Raw genomic sequence first — 19,574 nt, forward strand, 5'->3', positions numbered from 1 at the left:
CGATTAGTAAATCGATGGATATTTTGCCGGATTTAATTCGTTGAAAATAGTATAAACTTTCTCTAAAATATCATCCGCAGAAGGCTTACTGAAATAATCGCCATCACTTGCATAAGCTGGTCTGTGATTTTCAGCCGAAATTGTCAACGGATCTGAATCTAAATATCTAAAAGCTTTTTGTTTCTCCAAAATCTGTTGTAGAATAAACGCAGAAGTTCCACCTTCAACATCTTCATCAATCACAACCAATCTATTAGTTTTCTTAACACTTTCTGCAATCTCGTAAGATAAGTCAAACGGAATCAAAGACTGAATATCAATTACTTCGGCAGAAATTCCTAGTTTCTCTAATTCATTAGCAGCTTCTGTCACAACTCTCCAAGTAGAACCATAAGTTACCAAAGTTACATCAGAACCTTCTTTCGTCACTTCGATTTTTCCAACCGGAACTGTGAATTCGCCTAAGTTATCCGGTTGTTTTTCTTTCAATCGATAACCGTTTAGACATTCTACAATCACAGCAGGTTCGTCACTTTGAAGCATTGTATTATAGAATCCGGCAGCTTTTGTCAAACTTCTTGGAACAAGAATGTTGATACCTTTAGAAAGATTCAGAATTCCTGCCATTGGCGAACCAGAATGCCAAACGCCTTCCAATCTGTGGCCTCTTGTTCTGATAATCACCGGAGCTTTTTGACCACCTTTGGTTCTGTATTGAACTGTTGCCAAATCATCACTCATCCCTTGAAGACAGTACAAAATATAATCAAGATATTGAATTTCGGCAATTGGTTTCAAACCTCTCATTGCCATTCCAATGCCTTGACCGAGAATCGTAGCTTCACGGATTCCAGTATCAGCGATTCTTACATCACCATATTTTTCCTGTAGTCCTTCCAAACCTTGGTTGACATCTCCAATATTTCCTGCATCTTCTCCAAAAACTAAAGACTGAGGATATTTTTCAAAGATTTTATCAAAATTATTTCTTACCACTACTCTACCATCCACTTCTTCAGAAGAATCAGAAAATACAGGTTTGATTTCTTTGATATTAGTCGCTTTCCATTCTGATTCCGAATATAAATGAGAGGAATAATTATCTTTTTCGATTTTTAATAGTTCTTCATATTTCGATTTCAATACATTTCTTTCAGATGAATCTTGATTTCTAGTCAACAACAATGTCTTCCTAACCAATTGGAAAACATCTTTTTTGCTTATCGAAATGATTTTATTAAAGGTTTCTATTAAATTTTCAATTTCTGAATTTTGATTCTTAACGGATTCTACCAAAGGTATAACTTCGGATTTGAGATCGGAAATTGTTTTCTGGTAAGCTTCCCAAGCTTTTTTTTGACCTTCTTTAACCAGTTTTTTAGCTTCAGAATCAATTGAATCTAATTCTTCAGCCGTAGCTAAAAATTCTTCCTGACCTTCGATTTCGATACTGTAGTCCAAAATCCACTCTCTGAATTTAATTAATCCATCAAATTCGGATTCCCAACTTAATCTGTCCTCAGATTTATAGCGTTCGTGCGAACCGGAAGTCGAATGTCCTTGCGGCTGAGTCACTTCCGTGACGTGGATTACAACAGGAACGCTTTCATATCTTGCAAAATGTTCAGCTTTTGCGTAAGCTTCCATCAGCGCCGGATAATCCCAGGCTTTTACCTGGATAATTTCGCAACCTTGATTTTCACCTTCATTTCTTTGGAAACCCGAAAGCATTTCAGAAATATCAGCTTTCGCTCTTTGATTTTGTGTCGGAACAGAGATTCCGTAACCATCATCCCAAATTGAAACAATCATTGGAACCTGCAGTGCACAAGCTGCATTAAGCGTTTCCCAGAAGTGACCTTCTGCTGTAGAAGCATCGCCGATTGTTCCAAAAGCGACTTCGTTACCGTCTTTCGAAAACTTCTCAGAACCGTCAAATTTTACAGATTTATAAATTTTAGAAGCCTGAGCCAACCCTAACAATCTCGGCATCTGTCCTGCTGTTGGCGAGATATCAGACGAAATATTTTTTTGCTCCATCAAGTTTTTCCAACTTCCATCAGCATTCAAACTTCTGGTTGCATAATGCCCATTCATTTGACGCCCTGCAGATGCGGGTTCTCTTTCTACATTTGTATCCGCATAGAGTTGTGCAAAAAAACTTTCTACGGAAACAGCTTCAATAGCCAATGCAAAAGTCTGATCGCGATAGTATCCGGAGCGGAAATCTCCATTTCTGAAAACTTTTGCCATTGCCAACTGTGGCAATTCTTTTCCGTCACCAAAAATCCCGAACTTTGCTTTCCCGGTCAAAACTTCCCGTCTTCCAAGATAAGACATCTCGCGAGAAATTCTTCCCAGACGATAATCATTTATGACACTATTTTTAAAGTCCTGAAAAGACACTTGCTGAGTTTCTATATAAGTTGATTGCATAACAATAGAGTTTTGACAAATATAAAATTTTTCCGCTAATTTTTACGAAAATGATATTTTTATGATTCTAAAATATTTTATCAATTATTAATTCATTCTTGCATAAGAAATTTTTGCCCGGAAAAGAAATGATTCTATAATTTTGAATTATGAAAAAAACAGCCCCACATATCCTGAACGCTTCTACCAATCTACTTGGTTTTTGCCTGGTGATTTTAACCTCTTTGAAAATTGCCAAATTTCCCCATCACACTTTTTTGGACGTATGTACTGTTGGTGCCATTTTCAGCTTGTCCTTAAGTTGTGCACTTTCATTCCTTGCGATGAAGTCTAAGAATTTTAAAACTTCGGGCATCTTGGAAAGCAGCGCAGATATACTTTTTTTCCTGGCACTACTTTGCATCATCATATCAGTTCTTATTGTGAGTATCGATGTTGTCTAACCGATTTTTACCTGCTCCAGCGCTTTTGGTAAGAAAGAATTTGGGAAGATTTGTCTGGCTTCGTCCGTCATTACACTCAGGTCGCTATAACGGTTGGAGAAATGACCTAAAATCAATTTTCCGACTTGCGCTTTTTTGGCAATAGTTGCTGCTTCCAAAGCGGTGGAATGCCCTGTGTAATCTGCCATTTCTTTCAAATTGTGAAGGAAAGTAGACTCGTGGTAAAGAACATCAGCATTTTCTATGATTGGGATGATATCTTCTTTATATTTCGTATCACTGCAAAATGCATAAGAAACCGACGGTTTCGGGTCGGTCGTTAATAATTCATTTTTGATAACTGCCCCGTCTTCTGAAACAAAATCTTTTCCTAAACGCAAATTCTGAAAATCACAGATTTCGATTTCTTTGTATTTAGAAATCTCTTTCATATTAAGATGGCGTTCTTTTGGCTTTTCTTTGAAAAGATATCCATTGCAATAGATTCTGTGATTCAAAGGAATGGTGTAAACTTCTACCCTTTTGTCTTCGTATATTTTGATGGATTCTTTACCTTCGAGTTCGTGGTAAATTACTTCAAAACCTTTGTATGTTTCTGTAATTTCAAAAATGGTGTCCATCATTTTCTTGATGCCTTTCGGACCGTAGATGTTCAATGGTGTTTTTCTTCCTAATAATCTGAATGATGCTACTAATCCCGGTAATCCAAAACAATGGTCACCGTGAAGATGGGAAATGAAAATGTGGTTAATCTTAGAAAAACGAACTTTCGCCTTACGCATCTGTACCTGAGTTCCTTCGCCGCAATCAATGAGAAAATGACGCTCTTCCATTTCCAAAAACTGAGATGTTGGTGAAGAATTAATAGTTGGAATTGCTGAATTGAATCCTAAAATGGTAAGATAAGTGCTCAATTTTTAATAATGGTATTGAAAATTACTGGGTAAAGATACAAAAATGACGTAAAAATCAGACATCACCCCCTCTGGAATTTAGATATTCTAAGAACTTTTTCAAAGCTTCACTTCTATGACTGATTTTATTTTTCTCTTCAGGCAGCATTTCTGCAAAAGTCTGATTATAATCATCCGGGACAAAAATCGGGTCATAGCCAAAGCCATCGGTTCCAAAAACTTCAGTAGTCAGGTTGCCATATACACGACCTTCGAAATAATGTTCGCCACCTTCATCTTTATAACACAAAACAGTGATGAAATATGCCCTCCTGTTCGGCTGATCCTTCATCTCATCCAAAACTTTTTCGATGTTCTTTTTGAAATTGTGATTGCCTGCATAACGTGCTGAGAAAATCCCAGGTCGACCATCCAAAGCTTCTACAACCAATCCGCTGTCATCGCCAACACTTGGTTTGTCCGTCTTCTCGTAGCAGTATTTGGCCTTGATAAGTGCGTTTGCCTGAAATGTATCGCCGTCTTCGATGATTTCTTCATTCAAATCGTAGTCTGACAAACTTGTCACGACATAATCTGTCCCTAATATCTGCTGTATCTCTTCTTTTTTATGCAAATTATGTGTTGCTACTAAAATCTCCATTTATATATAATTGATGGTTGATAAATTATAATTTATATGTTTGAAATCTATTTTATTGACATTTGTTTTTATGACCAAATTGCAGCCCGGCTTGAGCGGAAATCCTTTTTTTGCTTATACTTAATTTCTATCTAACGTGAAATCGTCTGGAAAAAAGATTGGGAGCGGAAGACGGATTAAGCTGCCCTAAATTTAATCTTTATAAATAATATTCTTTTGGATTGCGAAAAAATAAAATGGTATTATAAAAATCGCTAATCCTACTGCTAATAATAGTTCGGGTTTAATTTTAAACAAATCAGAAAAAGTTTCTGAATCTGAATATAACATCATCATTGCCGACACCAGATTGTTGAATGCGTGAAGCAAAATTGGCATCAGCAGCGATTTGGTTTTGTAGTACACCAAACCTAATACCAAACCGAGCAGCATGGCGCCTGCAAACTGCCAAGGATTGAAATGGACGACGCCGAAAATGAACGCCGAAATGATAATTGCCGTGACTGGTTTGACTTTGTTATTCAGCATTCCTTTCATAATGATGCCTCGGAAAAGGATTTCTTCCAGAATTGGCGCGAGAATGACTGTCATTATTAATAATGAAATTGGCTCTTTAGCGAATTTTGCAAATTGCTCTGAGTACATTTTGTAAATTTCGCCGAGCAAATCGCCTGTTGTCGGAATGAGTTGTGTGGTGTAATCTGCAACCAGCATCATCCCAAACATCATTGGAAATATCAATAGATAAATGCGAAATGGCTTGGTAGAGAAATCGAAATTGAGTTTGTTGCCATCTTTTCTTACGATAAAAAAATCGAAAAAGAGAATAGGAACTACCATTGATGCCGTGTACATCAAAATATTGAAAATCCCAGTATCACTAATGTCTTGTCCGAAAAATGAAGACAATCCTAAACCAATTGCATACATCAATGACTGACCAATAAACAGCCCGACAACCAATAAAATCCCTACGAAAAAATCGACTTTGTAATTCTGTTCTTTCATTATTTGAGTTCTTTCATATAAACTAAAGGTTCTGATTTGAAAGTTACATCTTCCGGATGAAATATCTTGAAATAATCTCTCAAAACCAAATCGCATCTTACAACACCCGATTCGAAATAGTCATTCGAACCATCTTTCTCTCGGTTGTTTATCATATATAAGTTGCCGGAATTGAAGACTTTCATTTTGCTGTAATTGGGATTCAAAGTCTGTAATTCTTTTTTGTTCCGATGCGGACTGATATTGATCCAATAATTGACATTCTCTGACTTAACGAAAACTTCCTCGAAGCTCAACGGAACGGAAGAAGATTCTTTGTTATCTTTCAGGATGTAATTTCCGCCAGCATCGCTGATAAATCTTGCGACAAAGGAATTTCCGCCCGGTAAAAACCATTGACTTCCGTACATTTCATTGCAAAGAATATTCGGTTTGATTGAGGTTTTAGAAGCTAGGGTTTGAATCTTTTTGTAATTGTCTTCGATATTTTTGAATGCTTTCTCTGCTTGTTCTTCTGCTCCGAATAGTTTTCCAAATAACAACAGATATTTCGATTTTTCTAAAGGATTTTGCTCTAAGAATTCATCTAAGAAAATCAATTCAATTCCAGTTTTCTGTAAGATATCGTACGTATTGGCGAAATTGGGAACGTAGTTGGTAAAAATAACGTCTGGTTTATTAGAAAGGATTTTTTCAATATCATACTTTTGTTCGTTTCCGATATTAAGAATTTGATTTTGATTAATTAATTGATGAATTTTTTCTGAGAAAATATACTCCGGACTGGAAACACCTGTGATTTTATTTTCTAAATTAAGTTCCGAAAAGTAGCCAATCAGGCTTGAATTAAGCAACATTGCTTTCTGAAATGGCAATTTTTCTTTTGAAATGACATTTTTAAATTTCCCTGAATTAACAACCAGATTTTTTGAATCATCCGAATAATTAACTCTTTCCGAGATAGTTATATTTCCTGATTCGGATTTCGATATTTCTTTTTTACAGGAAATTGTAAAAAGAAAGAAAATTAAAAGTAAAAAAATGCGTTTCATCTTCCAAAGAACGTAAAAAAGTACTATATTTGCAAACCTTTAAACAAGGCCTCGTGGCGCAACTGAATAGCGCATCTGATTACGGCTCAGAAGGTTACAGGTTTGAATCCTGTCGAGGTCACAAATAGCCAAATGGCGCCAATTGAAGACAATTGGTGCCGTTTTTATTTACAATGTAATTAGCTTATACTGAACGCAAAATAATTATAAGGTAATTCTCTATGCGTTCCGTCGACAGACTGTACGGTTCCGAAACTTCTGTTGTAATGCCACTGATTCCAGTCGAATGCACCAGGTTCTGAGGTTTGGAGAGCAATGTAAATCCCTCTTGCCATTTTGAGGTGGGAAGCAATATCATCAAAGTACAAACCCATTTTTGGTGAAGTGATCTCCCTGTTTCGATTACGACCTGCAATCAGCTTAGTAATACCAGTCGCATATTCGGATAAGATGGGGATTACTGGATTTAGAGTACCTAGAAGTGTGATGCCATTCTTTACAACGCCTTTTTCCATAGTATCGAGAAGTTGGTCATCGTTATCATTAGAGACATTGATAATCTCTACATCAAACTGCATCAGCTGTTTACCTGTATTTAAGCCGATGAATATAGGATAACCTGATATAGGAGCATTTTGACCTTCCTGAATAGCAAAAGTCTGATTAAAGCTCAAGTCCTGTTCAGCAGAATCTTTGAGATAATTCTTAGCATTGAACTTGAATAGGACACGATGTTTTCCTCTTCCTGGGTATTCATAAGCCCGGAAATAATCTAATGATATATTGATTTTAGCATCTTTGAGGGACTGGTCTGCAGTAATGCTTCTAGCCTCATGGATTTTAAGTTCATTGTCATTACTTCCGTTGGCTGGGATAAAGCCAAAGGCATAAGAACTGTGTTCCCAAGCTCTGGGTTTTCTGTTCCAGGGCCATGCAACAGTCTCCAGATCGGCAGCCTGATTATGCTCAAGAATTTCTTCGGCTTCTGTTTTAAGGTCCAAGGATTTGTAAAGCGTGACAGCTTCCAAGGCATTTAATTGTGAAAAGTCTTTCATAAAATGATACTTATGGATTTCGGGTAGGTAGTGTAATGATTTTGTCTTCTTTTCCAAATGTAAGTTACTGAAATTTCACTGAAGTTCAGTTAATGATTTAGGGTGAGAAATGTATCTTTGACCCATCTTTCATCGATGCTTATCTGTGACCAGCCTTTATCCTGTTTGTAGATAAAGACTTCCGTCCCTTTGGTAAGTGTTCCTGTTTTGGGGAATGTTGTTCCGGCACCTGATCTGACATTGAGAACATCAGCATTAACCAAAGCTCTTTGTACTGATGTGGTATAACGTGCTGCTACCCAGTGTTGAGCTGATGATGAAATCTTGTACCAGCCATTTTTTTCTTCATAAACTCTCAGTACATTGCCAAACAAGGCCGGGGTTCTATCTTTGACCTTGGCTTGTGATGCAGAAGGTCCTGTTCTGATATTAAGCGTATCGGAGGTAACTGATACATATTTTAAAGCCTCTTCTGAAGTATTGATGCCTGTTAGTTTTAATGCTTGATTGATTAAGGGAATTAAGTTCTTCTTGCAGTCTTCTATTTTATTACCACCAAAGAATTGGGTTCCGGGGCATGATTTGTTATTGCTGCTGCCGTTGTTTCTAGCACCTGTTGAAAGGTTGAACCAATTATGGTAAAGTATGGTATTGATGTTGGGGCTTAAACCAAACTTTTTAAGCAATGCCGCAGTTACTGTAATAATAGCTTCTTCCTGCTGGGCGGTCATCTGATCACCCCCCTTATCAAAATTACCTACATTTTCAATGCAGAAGCTATTGGCATTGTTTCCGTAAATGCACGCAGGAGATTTTTCGAAGCTTCGTCCTGTGACCACTGAGCCATCCGGGAATATGGATAAATGCTGCCCTATATCTGCCCAACCGTTGGCATTGATATGAGTATTCTTCATACTTTTCTGCAGTTCAAAGTGGTTACTGCCGTTGAAATGGATGTAAGATGGGATATAAGTATGGTGTTGCTGGACCGATAATACCGTTCTGGCTATTTTTAGTTTTGAAAAATAGGTTTCAAATGCTTTGGCGGTCATTTTTGTAAATCCATACTTGGTTTCCATGATGGTTTTATTTTAGCAGTTTATACTTGAATAGTTCTTCGATGATAATATTTGTCAGCTTATTGGACACTGTTCTGGCGATAAAGCGGTTACCGACTGTCTTCATAAATGTGTAACCCAGAATTTTCCAGATCTTAATTTTAAAATTCTTGATAAAGACAAGTTCGTTTCTTTTCTTGACAATAGGGATCGTAGCTTCATCATCTTTTTTTCTTAAGTAATCATAGGATATATCGACAATAGCTTTAACTCTTTGATTAAGGCTTTTTTCTAATGGGAGGATATCCTTATGGTAGTCTATGTTTGGAAATGTCAGTCCTTTGGTATTTTCTTCGTTGATATAAGGATAAAAGCGAGCTCTGTTGTTTTCAGTCTGCTTGTACTCAATCCTAAAATCAGGAATGATCGGTAGCATCATTTCTTTGGTCGAAGCATCTGTAAAGGCATATCGGTCTTTCAGTTCCGTGGTCCACTCTGATGATGAAGGGTGCTGCGCTTCATTGAGATGGAAATAATACCTGAGGAAACTCTGACAGTTTTTTCTTCCCAGCATATAGTCGTGAATCCTAAAGGATTTGTTGATGAAGCCTGCAAAGCCTGATAATGCACCACAGGCAATGGTATTTTTTAAAGGTTTATTGTTTTCATCATAGCGTGTCGGCCAAATCATATTCTTATCCGTATTGTCATCGAACATATCGCTGATATCCTTTTCTTTAAACGAGGCCTGTTGTCTTAATGTTGAAATCAATTGGGGAACAATATGAAATAAATCTTCTTTGACTTCTTTATCCTTAAATGGATTTTCGGGGATGTAATTGGGGAAAGGATCAATCATAATTAGTTTATAATTTTTGTTGAACTCCTTCCCAATAACGCTTAGGGCTTCTGCTATAGGTTCATTATTGGTCATTCCTCCATCTACAGCTATAAAACTGTAGTCATCCTCTACCCTTGGAATAAATTTAAAACCATCTCCGAAGATACGTTTAAGATTCGCACTGATATAGTCTTTGGGAATATTACTGAAGGAAATGCTTTTAAGTCCTATAGGAAAAGCGCCGCTGGCTCTGGCACATTTTAAAAAGAATCTGACCGAATGCTCATCACTCAGGTCAAGATTAAGCTTGGATAAATCGGAAGCAGGTTTATTATTTTGAAAGTAAGCAAATGCTTTGTGGTAGGACATTGTATGCGCTACCTTTCTTTTGTCTGAATCGAAGTATAAATCGATAGGAATGCCTTTTAAATTGCTAAGTGTGAAAAGCACGTCCAAATTAGGATTGATAAAGGTGGGAAGAATATTGACTTCTATGGATCGGGTTTTCATGACAACTTTATCTATCAGATGATCCATAAAGTCAACATTAAGCAGAGCATCCAATTTACCGGCTTTCAGATCTTCAGCAGAAAAAAGATGTTGGCAGATATCTTCTTCATTATTTAGTCCGAAATTAACCCAAGTATCAAAAAGAAGATTGTTGCTTGCTTCATCTGAGTAAGGGTCATTAACTTCTTTGAGAGAATCCTTAGCCAGTCCTATCAGCGATACTGCAGAAGCAATGCTTCCAGCTGATGCACCTGTGAAAATATCAATAACTACATTGGGTTGGGGTATATTTTCAGAATCTTTGAGGTATTGTTCTTCCCAAATGAATAATGTGTTGAAAAGATAATCCAGCACACCAGCGGTATAAGCACCGGCAGTTACAGCACCTGCCAGTACCAAACCGATATGGATTTTGTTGTCTGAATAATGATTTTTCATTAAAAAATATTAAAAATATTTTTTTTATTTAAAAATAAATGTACATTTGTGGTCTAGGATTGCCCTCCCATTTGGGAGGGTTGTCTTTTTTACAGCAAAAGAATCTCTTCTCGGGTGTAATGAGTTATCTCATCATTTACTATCAGGCTGATTCTTTTTATACCATTATCATTTCCTGACAATAAAGCTATTTTTAATGTTTCAATATTATTTTCAGCGGGATTGTTTCCAAAATTTATTATACATTCACTTGCTTCTGTTTTTCTGGCTTTCTTTACTGAATTCCTTAGAAAGCTATCAGAAGGAATGTCGTTAACCCAATTTTTTAAATAAGTGTAGTAACATGCAAACTCTTTAGTTCGTAAATTATAAGTATGAGGATTTTTGTCGCCATCTGTATTGATTTCAGGTAAGATTAAATATCGATCAGGCATCTTTTTATAAATTTCAAGATCTTCATCTTTATTTGATCCATTATGTTCGTTATTTCTCCTTCCGTCTGGACTTACAAATCTATATGGGGGTATTAAAAGATTCTGGTCTTTTATTAAATCTGATGTTTTTAAATAATTCCTGTATCTCTCTAATTTTGAATCTGTTTCAATCAAGAAAGGAAATTCATCAAAAACCTTTATTTCAATTGGCAGATTATAAAATTCGGGTCTAGCAGTTGGGTCTGGAAGTGTCACATCATCTTCCTTTATGGTAAACTTTAATCTTATACTATCGTCAGAGATTCTTGCGGACTCGGTTATCGAACTGAAGTTGAAGTCTTCGCGGATGGTTCCTAATATTATTAATCTTCTCTCGAAGGTCAACCTATTTTCACCTGAGAGGTCTGATATGATAATCTCATTCCCTCTTCCGAACTCAAAATTCAGTTCCCCGATGGTATTTTCCTCCAATAGCGTATGAGTAATTATATAATTAGGATTAAAAGGATCTAGGCTGTTATTCTCTACACTTAGCATTGCAGAAAACACTTTATAGGGTTTGTTTTCTATAGGTGCTGCCTCAGACTTTAATGCTACGCTGTCGATAAGGTCTCCAAAATTTGATTCGGTTGGACGCTTATTGGTTTTAAAATATTCTTTTAATTGATTTCTATCGTTGATTTCCATATGATGTGGTGTTTTACTTGATTATAAATGTTTTGCCGATGATCATGCCGTTAGTCTCTCCGTCTGAGGAGATTCCTGTAAGGGTATTCCAGATATCGTCTGTAAACAATGTAAGAATGTTCTCTTCTTTACTGAACATTGAAGACGTATTCTCTGCTAATACCTTGAAGTGATAATATTTCCTGTTGTTGGCAGAATCAAACAGTGGATATTCTGTATAATCAGCACCCAAAAGATCTGTTGCCAGAGTTATTTTCGAATCGATAATATCCAAGACCGCTTTGTTCTCCCACAGATTTTCCTCTGCCTCAGGATTGTAAACCTGAAGCTGGACTTTATCTTGAGTCTGGTTTGTAACCAAACGTGCAATCTCTTTCCAGTTGCCTTGTCCTGACATACTGTACAGATGATAAATTCCTCTGTAACATGTAACATCCCATTCAAAAACAACATTGCTTACAGAATCGGCATCATTATCAGGCCGTGTACCGGTACCTTTTAAAATAGGTGATACAGGATTCTGTGTCTCCACAAGCATCAATGCCAGAAGCTTTGATGATTGTGAGGATACGTAATCGATCACTACTGTATTCTCTCCATTCTTATATTCTGCATATTCAACCTGCTTATCGGCTGTAACCCGGTAATACAAAGTATCTCCATAAGGGATCTGTTCAAAATCGAATAACTCGTCATACAGTGTCCAGACCGTACCATCTGTCATCTCAAATTCTGACACATCAACCTGCTTTACCAAGGTCATCGACAGCACTGATTCTGCATCCAGCCTGCTGACAGACCTGTAAAGATTCAATCTTTTAATTCCCGCAAAAGAAGGATAGGCATGGACATCAATCTGAATCTTTGCCGTGATATCAAGTAATCTGTTCTCCAGAACAGGAAGACCGCTTAAGATTTTAGGAGCTTCAGGAGCATTAGTGCCAACCAGCTTAACAGGACCAAGAACGGGACTTAAGTCACTTACAGTCATCTGAGAGCCTACCTCACGTGAGGCATAAAAGTAAACATTATCGGTCGTTCCGTTCAGTGTAAAATCTGTAAATAATACAAGATTGTCGCTTTCATTTAAAATCGTCATCATAGGAGCCATATCAAACTCCTGATCCAGATTAGGATCTGATGGTGCTTTTAAAAGATAGCCTGAACCATCACGGATATTCTGCTTCTTATCCAAAGGCTGAACATAAGGGGCTATCTTATGGTGGTACCGCTTGATATGCTGATAAAGAACTGGAACCTCGGTCAACGGCACAAAAACCTGATCAAAAACTTCCTGAATGAAGTCAATGAGATACTTGGTCTCCGTATTAAGACCAGCTATAGGCGGCAGAACAATATGATTTAATTTAACTAATCCAAAGTCTGATTCGTCTATTAAATACTCTGAACCTGCATTTCCTATATAATCTTTGATAAATGTATTGATTCCTTTAAAAAATTCTTCTTTATCTGGAAGTGGTAATCTATATCTTGACTCGCCAGGGCGTACTATTTCAGGGTATTCTTTATACTGCTCGTGATCTTCAAGCGGGTCATTTGGATTATTCGGGATTCTATAATATTCAAAATCAAAGAAGTTCTTCCATCGGTTGGTCAGATATTCTTCATTATTACCACCATAAACAGACAAATTTTCATAAATCTCTTTCAACGTATCAGGTTGATACAAAGCATTCAACAGTGCATTATTGTCTGCCCTGCAGAACTGAACACCAAAAGGTCTCTGGCTGAACTTTGTTGTAAAGCTGTAAGTCGATCTTCCGTAAAAATCAGGACGGGTCGCATAAAGACTGCCTTCAGGAAGTTCAGGAATACCCGGTACAATAATCTTCTGTCCCAACATCAGACTCGGAGAAGAAAACTTCGATCTGTAAGGGGCTGAATTGGGAACCGGTGAAGATGCCACTGTTCTCAATCCAAAAACAGAATATTTCAGATGCTGGTCGCCTGTCGGAAGAACACTGCTTGCAACTAAATCATTGGACGCATCACTGTAAAGATAAAGATTGTATGATGGGTAATAATTAACCTTAATTTCACCGCCATCCTTAACCGGGAACACCCCGTCTGACGCATAAAGTTCATCATAAATATACAAAGTGAACGGATTGCGGTTTAGGAAACCAAAGTTCTCGGCTTTGATAACCTTAAAGTTATCTCTGGTTTTTTTAGGCCGTTCGTCTTCGCCTGTGAAACTGTCTGTCCTGAAAAGACGAACCATACCATTTGTAATATCCATAAAACCGGTCGCATCGCCTAAAACCTTCTGTTCAAGCTTGAGGTTATCAAATGTAATCCGGTAAACACCTTCGAAAACTCTACCGTTCCAGACTTGTGTTATATTAGCAGTATCCCAGTAACCTCTCGATTTTTCCAAGTAACGCTGCTCCTGACCTTTCTCGGATACAGAGGTAATAACTTCACGATGGATTCCCGGGAATATTAATGGAACTCTGTGTGAGTTAGGATTTGTAGCCTTACCCCACACGTCTACTGACTGCATATTCTCCATTACCACAAACAGATCATTCCCTGAAGTCTCCGGTAGCGTCAAAGAATTGAATTGCACGGAGATAGAACCTCCCGAAAGAATCGTATTGCTCACTTCTTCCTTGTATACCGTAAACTCTAAACCTGTGTAACCCAAACCTTGTCTTACTGATTTTATTACATAGGATTTATGGTTCACAACAAATACAGAACCTGTAAAATGTTCATAGCCTGTTCCGTCAGGAAGTTCCGATTTACCCTTATCTCCATTGCTAAAATCATAATTTCTGGTCTGAAAAACAGAGCACAACCTGTCATAATCCGGCAATATATTAAATAAGCTTGCCGTAATTTTCCTTGGCGTATCCTTACGGAAATAAACTTCTATATTACTTGCAAACACATCATACACATCCGGAAAATAAGCTGGGTCGCTCTCGTAGGTTTCATCTTTAATCCCCGCATCAAAAGGGATAGAGTGAACTACCATATCCTGTTTTGAATCATATCCAAAGTTGAGGCGTATCAAAGTCTTATCTTCTCCCAAGATATCTTGATAAGTATTCTGTTCAAACGCAGAAGTGAACATCAAAGGCTCTTCCGGCTGGATAAGCCAGGCCTTGATATCCGAAGGCGGCAGTAAGTTATTGGCTGGCTTAATATCCGTAACAATACTCAAACTGCTTTGGCTGGATGCAGCACGCGAGAATATATTAATACCATAAGTAGAATAAATATAAGTCCCGCTTTCAGTATGCCTGTGCACATATAAAGGATCCCCAAAGTTTTCAGGAAGCATAATAGCTGCCGTCTCAAAGCTGCCCTGCTCTAATCGCGAGTTAACATTATAATATTGATCTGAATGCGACAGCTCTGGCTTCTTCCAGCTTCGTGGAATTATCCCTCCCCTGGCAACAATCTTATGCTCCAAACCTGCATAAACAGGAAGCGTATAAAGTGAAGCATTCCAATAAACTTCATTCGGAAAAAAGGATGGGTTAACCTCTGCGGAAGGAACCGGCTTATTGATGATACTGATAAAACGGCTCTTACCGTCTAACGAATAACCTTCTTCGTCATATAGTATCGGTATATCCTCATTCTGGGAACGTGGCACCCCTTTATAAAGCTCATAAATCTCAATCGGTAAAGGAAGACGCTCTGTATTGGTCGATGTCGGTAAAGACATCGAGATCAGCTGGCAATCTTTAGCTTCCTTAACATTGTTCGGATCCCTGAAGGTTCTGTATTCTGTTAAGTAAATATATTCTGCTCCGGAAGCAGGATCGATATCCATAGCTCCCAATCCTAATAAACGTGCAAGATGATAATCCAAAGAAGATGCATTCAGCAAGTCTAGATAGGATACCAAAGTACCTTCCTCTTCTCCGGGCTCATCATCCCCACCTCCATCATCATCTTCGGTTTCTTCAACAGCAAAATTGATATCAATATATTCCTCAGCCCTAACATTAATACCATCTTGACTTAGTCTAAGATAATTCTCAACTAAACTGACAATCGGTAGATCAAACGGATTATCATCCCCTGATGGTTTACGCCATTTATCAAAGTAATTCAACTTGTTAACATACTCACCATCATTATAACGAAGCCATTTACCATGGATATTATCTAGCATACGATCAAGATATTTGTCCGTTGTCACTGTCGTAAGGGCAAAATCACTGTAATATTCCCAAGCCTGCCATGCGGATGCTGAAGCGATGAAGTCACTATAAAACTCAAAATCAAATGAGTATACTTTGAAATTAACTGCCTTATAACGGATACTTCTACCATTCTCTGATAAAATATTCGTCGAATTAAGCTCAACCTGCGTCATCTTACGGCGGAAAGAAAGGTATTTGGAGATAACCAGTTTGTTCTCCTCTACAGATAAAACTTCAAGGGATAAAGTACCGCGCTGCTTGGAGCCTACAACCGGGGTAACTTTAAAAAACAATTCTTCCTTACATTCTATTTCTATGATGTTTTCGCCATAAGAATCTATAAAGTTCTGAGTCTCAGTTCGTGGATCAAACCTGGCACGAACTTCATTGTAACGGGTCTTGTTTCGGAAATAAACATACATAACCCGTTTATCTATCTCAACTTTAGAAGAGCTGCCTGTGTCGGAACTCATACTTCCTGATATCCTGTAAAGCCAACGCTGGTTATCATCATCCGCAATAAAAGGCGTCTCCAATAAATTAAGACGGCATTTGGATACGACTTCAGATGTATAAGGAACCCTGTATAGCTTTACGTAGTCCTGATGTTTATTATAATGATCTCCATCCGTTATCATTTGATTCTCATCAAAATAATCACCTTTAGGAATATGCAGCCTCCCAAGATCTCCCGAAAATAACCAACGTAGCTGAATGCTCTTCGGACTGTCTGAACCACTCGACCCTACTGCCTGTAAAGTAAAATTAGGAGACTGTAATGAATAACCTTCATCGGTATCTATAGGTACCCCATTATTCAAAACATCAAAATGGATCATATAGGGATAGATATTCTTAACGCCTTCGATCCGGATAGGAACCTCCTGTCTTCCAAAACCGGTCGGAGTAACAACAGAAGGATTCAGGTAAATATCTATTTTCTTCGTTTCTCCTGCCGCAATCGGAGTAACTGTATTAATTGCTAACCTCAGACCTAATATATTATCTGCAGAATGAATCTTTGTATTAGCTCCTATCGAAGTAGGGGTAGCTTTGCTTTTATTTTCTATCCAGATATGCCCTACCTCTGTCTGTTGGGATACGGAAACACCTTTTTTCAATTCAGGAAAACTGAATATTGCATTGACTACTTCCAACTCCAAAATATCTGCTGCTACATTAAACGATATCGAATAATGATCAGGATTAGAAGCCACAGGAAGCATATCAATCTCAAAATTAAATCCGTTTCCTATATTCAATGCACCGCCTGTGGAATAGCCCTTGATATAAACTGCATACTCCTTAACTGCACTGCCTGCCGGTGAAGGTTCAATAGAAACCCTGCCTCTCGTTGAAAAAGAAACACCATTATAAGGGTCGCCAGGATTATCCGGAATAAGACTCATCCCATCTTCAATAACTACCCCCCGAGTCTCCGTGTAGTTTCTGACATAAATAACCCCAACAGTACTCGCAGTCTCCGGAAAAATAACTTCTCCCTGTGTGAAAGTCAGCGAATCAGGATATAACTCAACTCTTGTGATACGTACATCTAAAGGCTCTTCTATAACATTAAAACGAATAACATGACCCAGATTGGATACATTATTGATATCTATCAAACAGGAATAGCTTTGCAAAAATGTCGGGGTAATATCTGCATTGAGAACAATATTGATTGTCCTGCTTTGCTCAGGTCCTATTACTATCTTTCCTAAACCATTATTGAATACACTGAATGTAAATCCGGCAGCGGAAAATAAAACATATCCCTCTCCTATCTCTATAGATCGCGTTTTTGTATCATTCTGAATCGTAAAACTGCCATAAGAGTAATTGTTAAAAACATAATGCTTGCCACTATAAAAATTTAATACCGGAAGATCACTCCCCACTATCCTGGCATTATAGTCCTCCAACTTAACATGAACTGTTATTTTATAACCAGCATCACTAACATGTAAACTACTAAGATTTATACCTCCAGTTTGCCACATACCTGTAACTTCAGGTTTATGCTCAGTTGTGGAAATTGTCACATTCACAGGTATATTACCTTCCCCCCCCTGAGGTGGAATTCTTATCAACTCCTGATTCGAAGTAGTAAAAACAAAGTTATTGCTCTGCGTCCTACCTAACTCAATAGAGGTAGTAGGAATTTCCAAAACCTTATACTTACTATTATTTACAACCGTAATATAACCATACTTTTGAACCACAGGATCCATTGCGATTCCTTTAAAATAGGTTTTCTCATCTAATAAATCTATATTTTTAATTTGAGCATTAACATACTCATCCCTCACAGTAAAAAAAATCTTAAAAGTATTATTTGGATTTTCGACTTCAGGACCAGAAATGTTAATTATCGGAGAAAAGGTATTAATCTGTGTGGGTTTTCCACTTGCAACAATTTTAACAGCTACAGTCTGACGTGAGCCAATGAATGTATTTTCCTTGACAACAAAAAAAATACCCCCAGTTGCTGAATTTATAACTTCAGTACCTTCCAAAATAGTCACATGTGAAATTCCTGAATTATAAATCATTATACTTCCGACATCTAGCTTATCAATTGTTTCATTGACAACAATCTCAAAAGGCGGAACCGTCGCAGATATTATCAAATTTACATCACAAACATCATAATTGAAATAACCCGGATCAGACAGAACAAGTAGACCGTGATGATTATTAACCGTAAGTTCAGTGAAATTGTAAGTGTTAAGACTATTAGATCTCAATAATAAATTAAGAGTTTTTTTATTAACATTTACAGCAGAGTTACTACTGAAGGTTTTACAAGAAATAAATTCTGATTCTAATATACCAAATGATGAAGCATAAAATTTGGACTGAGAACTATGAAACCCTATGAAGTTACGATTGGACACCAAAACCATTCCCAAATGACTTTTGTCTACATATCTTTTTCTCCATATTAAGTTTAAAGAGCTATTATATTTTAAGATTTGGCTTTCATCTGTTTTTGTCTGTTTACTTATAGAACAATAATAAGACCCGAAGTTATATGAAAAGGTCGTAAATTCTTCATATGTCTGCGAACCAAACAAAGTTTGAATATTACTATTCTGACCTAAAGTTATTGGTTGAGATATAAAAGCATTATTAGAAGTAACGTTAGATGACATAGAGGTCTGATTACCACTAATTATTAATTTATTATCATTTGATAGCTGTAACCTAACATTACTGGGAGATCTGTAATTTATATCATTGCTATTAAGAATAAACCATCGATAAAAATTTAAATTCAAATCGAGTTCAATTATAATTGTACTACCAAATGAAGACGAAGAATTTTTCACGTGTTCAATAAAGCTTCCTGCAATTATAATTTTTGAATTCAAAAAAACAACAGAATAAATATCATTAAAAGCATACCAACCACCATCACTAATTATTTTCGCTTTTTCAATATTTCCATTACTATCAAAAATACAAATTGTATTATTTGAGAAAGTAACACAAAATTTATTATCAGGAAGAATACAAGCTGCTAAAGGGATACTATAATACTGGTTACCTGATTTATTAAAATAACAGGATTTTTCGAATAAAACAGTTGCATTAGTGTCGATTTTTGCTATTAAACCCGTATAATAATTATCATATCGCCTAGCAACAAGCAAGATATCTCCATTTGCGAATGATAACAAATCGACTGATTTATAACCAGAATTTGCAGAGTCAGAAATTTGTTTTTGCCAGATTAATTCTCCATCAATATGAATTTTTGTTAAAAGAATCTTATATCCATCTGATATTGCTGAAAATATATAATCACCAACTTTTACAGTAGCACAATTTCGAACATATAAATTATGAATTCTTTTTATAAATGACATTG

Annotated in this window: 11 protein-coding genes and 1 tRNA gene; 2 read left to right on the forward strand and 10 right to left on the reverse strand. The window is 36.9% G+C overall.

Annotated elements, in window-relative coordinates; translation table 11 throughout:
- Positions 1-3: 3 nt before the first annotated feature.
- Positions 4-2,436, reverse strand: a complete 2,433-nt coding sequence (locus tag BXY58_RS15715) for an alpha-ketoacid dehydrogenase subunit alpha/beta (RefSeq protein ID WP_120214821.1) — start codon at positions 2,434-2,436, stop codon at positions 4-6.
- A gap of 149 nt (positions 2,437-2,585) precedes the next feature.
- Here BXY58_RS15715 and BXY58_RS15720 point away from each other — a divergent pair, with 149 nt between their 5' ends.
- The gene (locus BXY58_RS15720) at positions 2,586-2,879 is read left to right on the forward strand and encodes a hypothetical protein (protein ID WP_120214822.1); all 294 of its coding nucleotides are present in this window, start codon (positions 2,586-2,588) and stop codon (positions 2,877-2,879) included.
- Here the strand turns inward: BXY58_RS15720 and BXY58_RS15725 are convergent.
- The 4 genes from BXY58_RS15725 to BXY58_RS15740 form a co-directional block, all read right to left on the reverse strand.
- Positions 2,876-3,793, reverse strand: a complete 918-nt coding sequence (locus BXY58_RS15725) for a ribonuclease Z (RefSeq protein WP_120214823.1) — start codon at positions 3,791-3,793, stop codon at positions 2,876-2,878. The genes BXY58_RS15720 and BXY58_RS15725 overlap by 4 nt on opposite strands.
- A 55-nt stretch (positions 3,794-3,848) precedes the next feature.
- A complete protein-coding gene (gene rdgB / locus BXY58_RS15730; RefSeq protein WP_120214824.1) occupies positions 3,849-4,433 on the reverse strand; it encodes an RdgB/HAM1 family non-canonical purine NTP pyrophosphatase in 585 nt (194 codons plus the stop codon).
- 192 nt (positions 4,434-4,625) lie between these two features.
- Positions 4,626-5,441 carry a CPBP family intramembrane glutamic endopeptidase gene (locus BXY58_RS15735; protein ID WP_170144257.1) on the reverse strand — a complete coding sequence of 272 codons (816 nt, stop codon included), beginning with the start codon at positions 5,439-5,441 and terminating at the stop codon, positions 4,626-4,628.
- Positions 5,441-6,493, reverse strand: a complete 1,053-nt coding sequence (locus BXY58_RS15740) for an ABC transporter substrate-binding protein (RefSeq protein ID WP_120214826.1) — start codon at positions 6,491-6,493, stop codon at positions 5,441-5,443. Before BXY58_RS15740 ends, BXY58_RS15735 begins: the two co-directional genes overlap by 1 nt.
- A gap of 47 nt (positions 6,494-6,540) precedes the next feature.
- Here BXY58_RS15740 and BXY58_RS15745 point away from each other — a divergent pair.
- Positions 6,541-6,614 (forward strand) — tRNA-Arg (locus tag BXY58_RS15745).
- 58 nt (positions 6,615-6,672) lie between these two features.
- On the opposite strand, the gene BXY58_RS15750 is transcribed toward BXY58_RS15745, so the two are convergent.
- The 5 genes from BXY58_RS15750 to BXY58_RS15770 form a co-directional block, all read right to left on the reverse strand.
- Complete coding sequence (locus BXY58_RS15750; RefSeq protein WP_120214827.1) at positions 6,673-7,548, reverse strand: hypothetical protein; 876 nt, start codon at positions 7,546-7,548, stop codon at positions 6,673-6,675.
- 89 nt (positions 7,549-7,637) lie between these two features.
- The gene (locus tag BXY58_RS15755; RefSeq protein ID WP_120214828.1) at positions 7,638-8,627 is read right to left on the reverse strand and encodes an SH3 domain-containing protein; all 990 of its coding nucleotides are present in this window, start codon (positions 8,625-8,627) and stop codon (positions 7,638-7,640) included.
- 7 nt (positions 8,628-8,634) lie between these two features.
- Complete coding sequence (locus BXY58_RS15760; protein ID WP_120214829.1) at positions 8,635-10,395, reverse strand: patatin-like phospholipase family protein; 1,761 nt, start codon at positions 10,393-10,395, stop codon at positions 8,635-8,637.
- An 89-nt stretch (positions 10,396-10,484) separates the two neighbouring features.
- On the reverse strand, positions 10,485-11,516 hold the full coding sequence (locus BXY58_RS15765; RefSeq protein WP_120214830.1) for a hypothetical protein: 1,032 nt from the start codon (positions 11,514-11,516) through the stop codon (positions 10,485-10,487).
- A 13-nt stretch (positions 11,517-11,529) separates the two neighbouring features.
- Positions 11,530-19,572 (reverse strand): hypothetical protein, encoded by an 8,043-nt coding sequence (locus BXY58_RS15770; RefSeq protein WP_120214831.1) that lies wholly within the window; start codon positions 19,570-19,572, stop codon positions 11,530-11,532.
- Between the last annotated feature and the right edge of the window lie 2 nt (positions 19,573-19,574).

This window comes from Epilithonimonas arachidiradicis, assembly GCF_003610695.1.
In the GTDB taxonomy this organism is placed as follows: Bacteria; Bacteroidota; Bacteroidia; order Flavobacteriales; family Weeksellaceae; genus Epilithonimonas; species Epilithonimonas arachidiradicis.

Coding starts and splice junctions, on each gene's coding strand:
- BXY58_RS15735 (WP_170144257.1), bottom strand. CDS start 5,441: ATGAAAGAACAGAATTACAAAGTCGATTTTTTCGTAGGGATTTTATTG.
- BXY58_RS15770 (WP_120214831.1), bottom strand. CDS start 19,572: ATGTCATTTATAAAAAGAATTCATAATTTATATGTTCGAAATTGTGCT.
- BXY58_RS15755 (WP_120214828.1), bottom strand. CDS start 8,627: ATGGAAACCAAGTATGGATTTACAAAAATGACCGCCAAAGCATTTGAA.
- BXY58_RS15760 (WP_120214829.1), bottom strand. CDS start 10,395: ATGAAAAATCATTATTCAGACAACAAAATCCATATCGGTTTGGTACTG.
- BXY58_RS15715 (WP_120214821.1), bottom strand. CDS start 2,436: ATGCAATCAACTTATATAGAAACTCAGCAAGTGTCTTTTCAGGACTTT.
- rdgB (WP_120214824.1), bottom strand. CDS start 4,433: ATGGAGATTTTAGTAGCAACACATAATTTGCATAAAAAAGAAGAGATA.
- BXY58_RS15740 (WP_120214826.1), bottom strand. CDS start 6,493: ATGAAACGCATTTTTTTACTTTTAATTTTCTTTCTTTTTACAATTTCC.
- BXY58_RS15765 (WP_120214830.1), bottom strand. CDS start 11,516: ATGGAAATCAACGATAGAAATCAATTAAAAGAATATTTTAAAACCAAT.
- BXY58_RS15720 (WP_120214822.1), top strand. CDS start 2,586: ATGAAAAAAACAGCCCCACATATCCTGAACGCTTCTACCAATCTACTT.
- BXY58_RS15750 (WP_120214827.1), bottom strand. CDS start 7,548: ATGAAAGACTTTTCACAATTAAATGCCTTGGAAGCTGTCACGCTTTAC.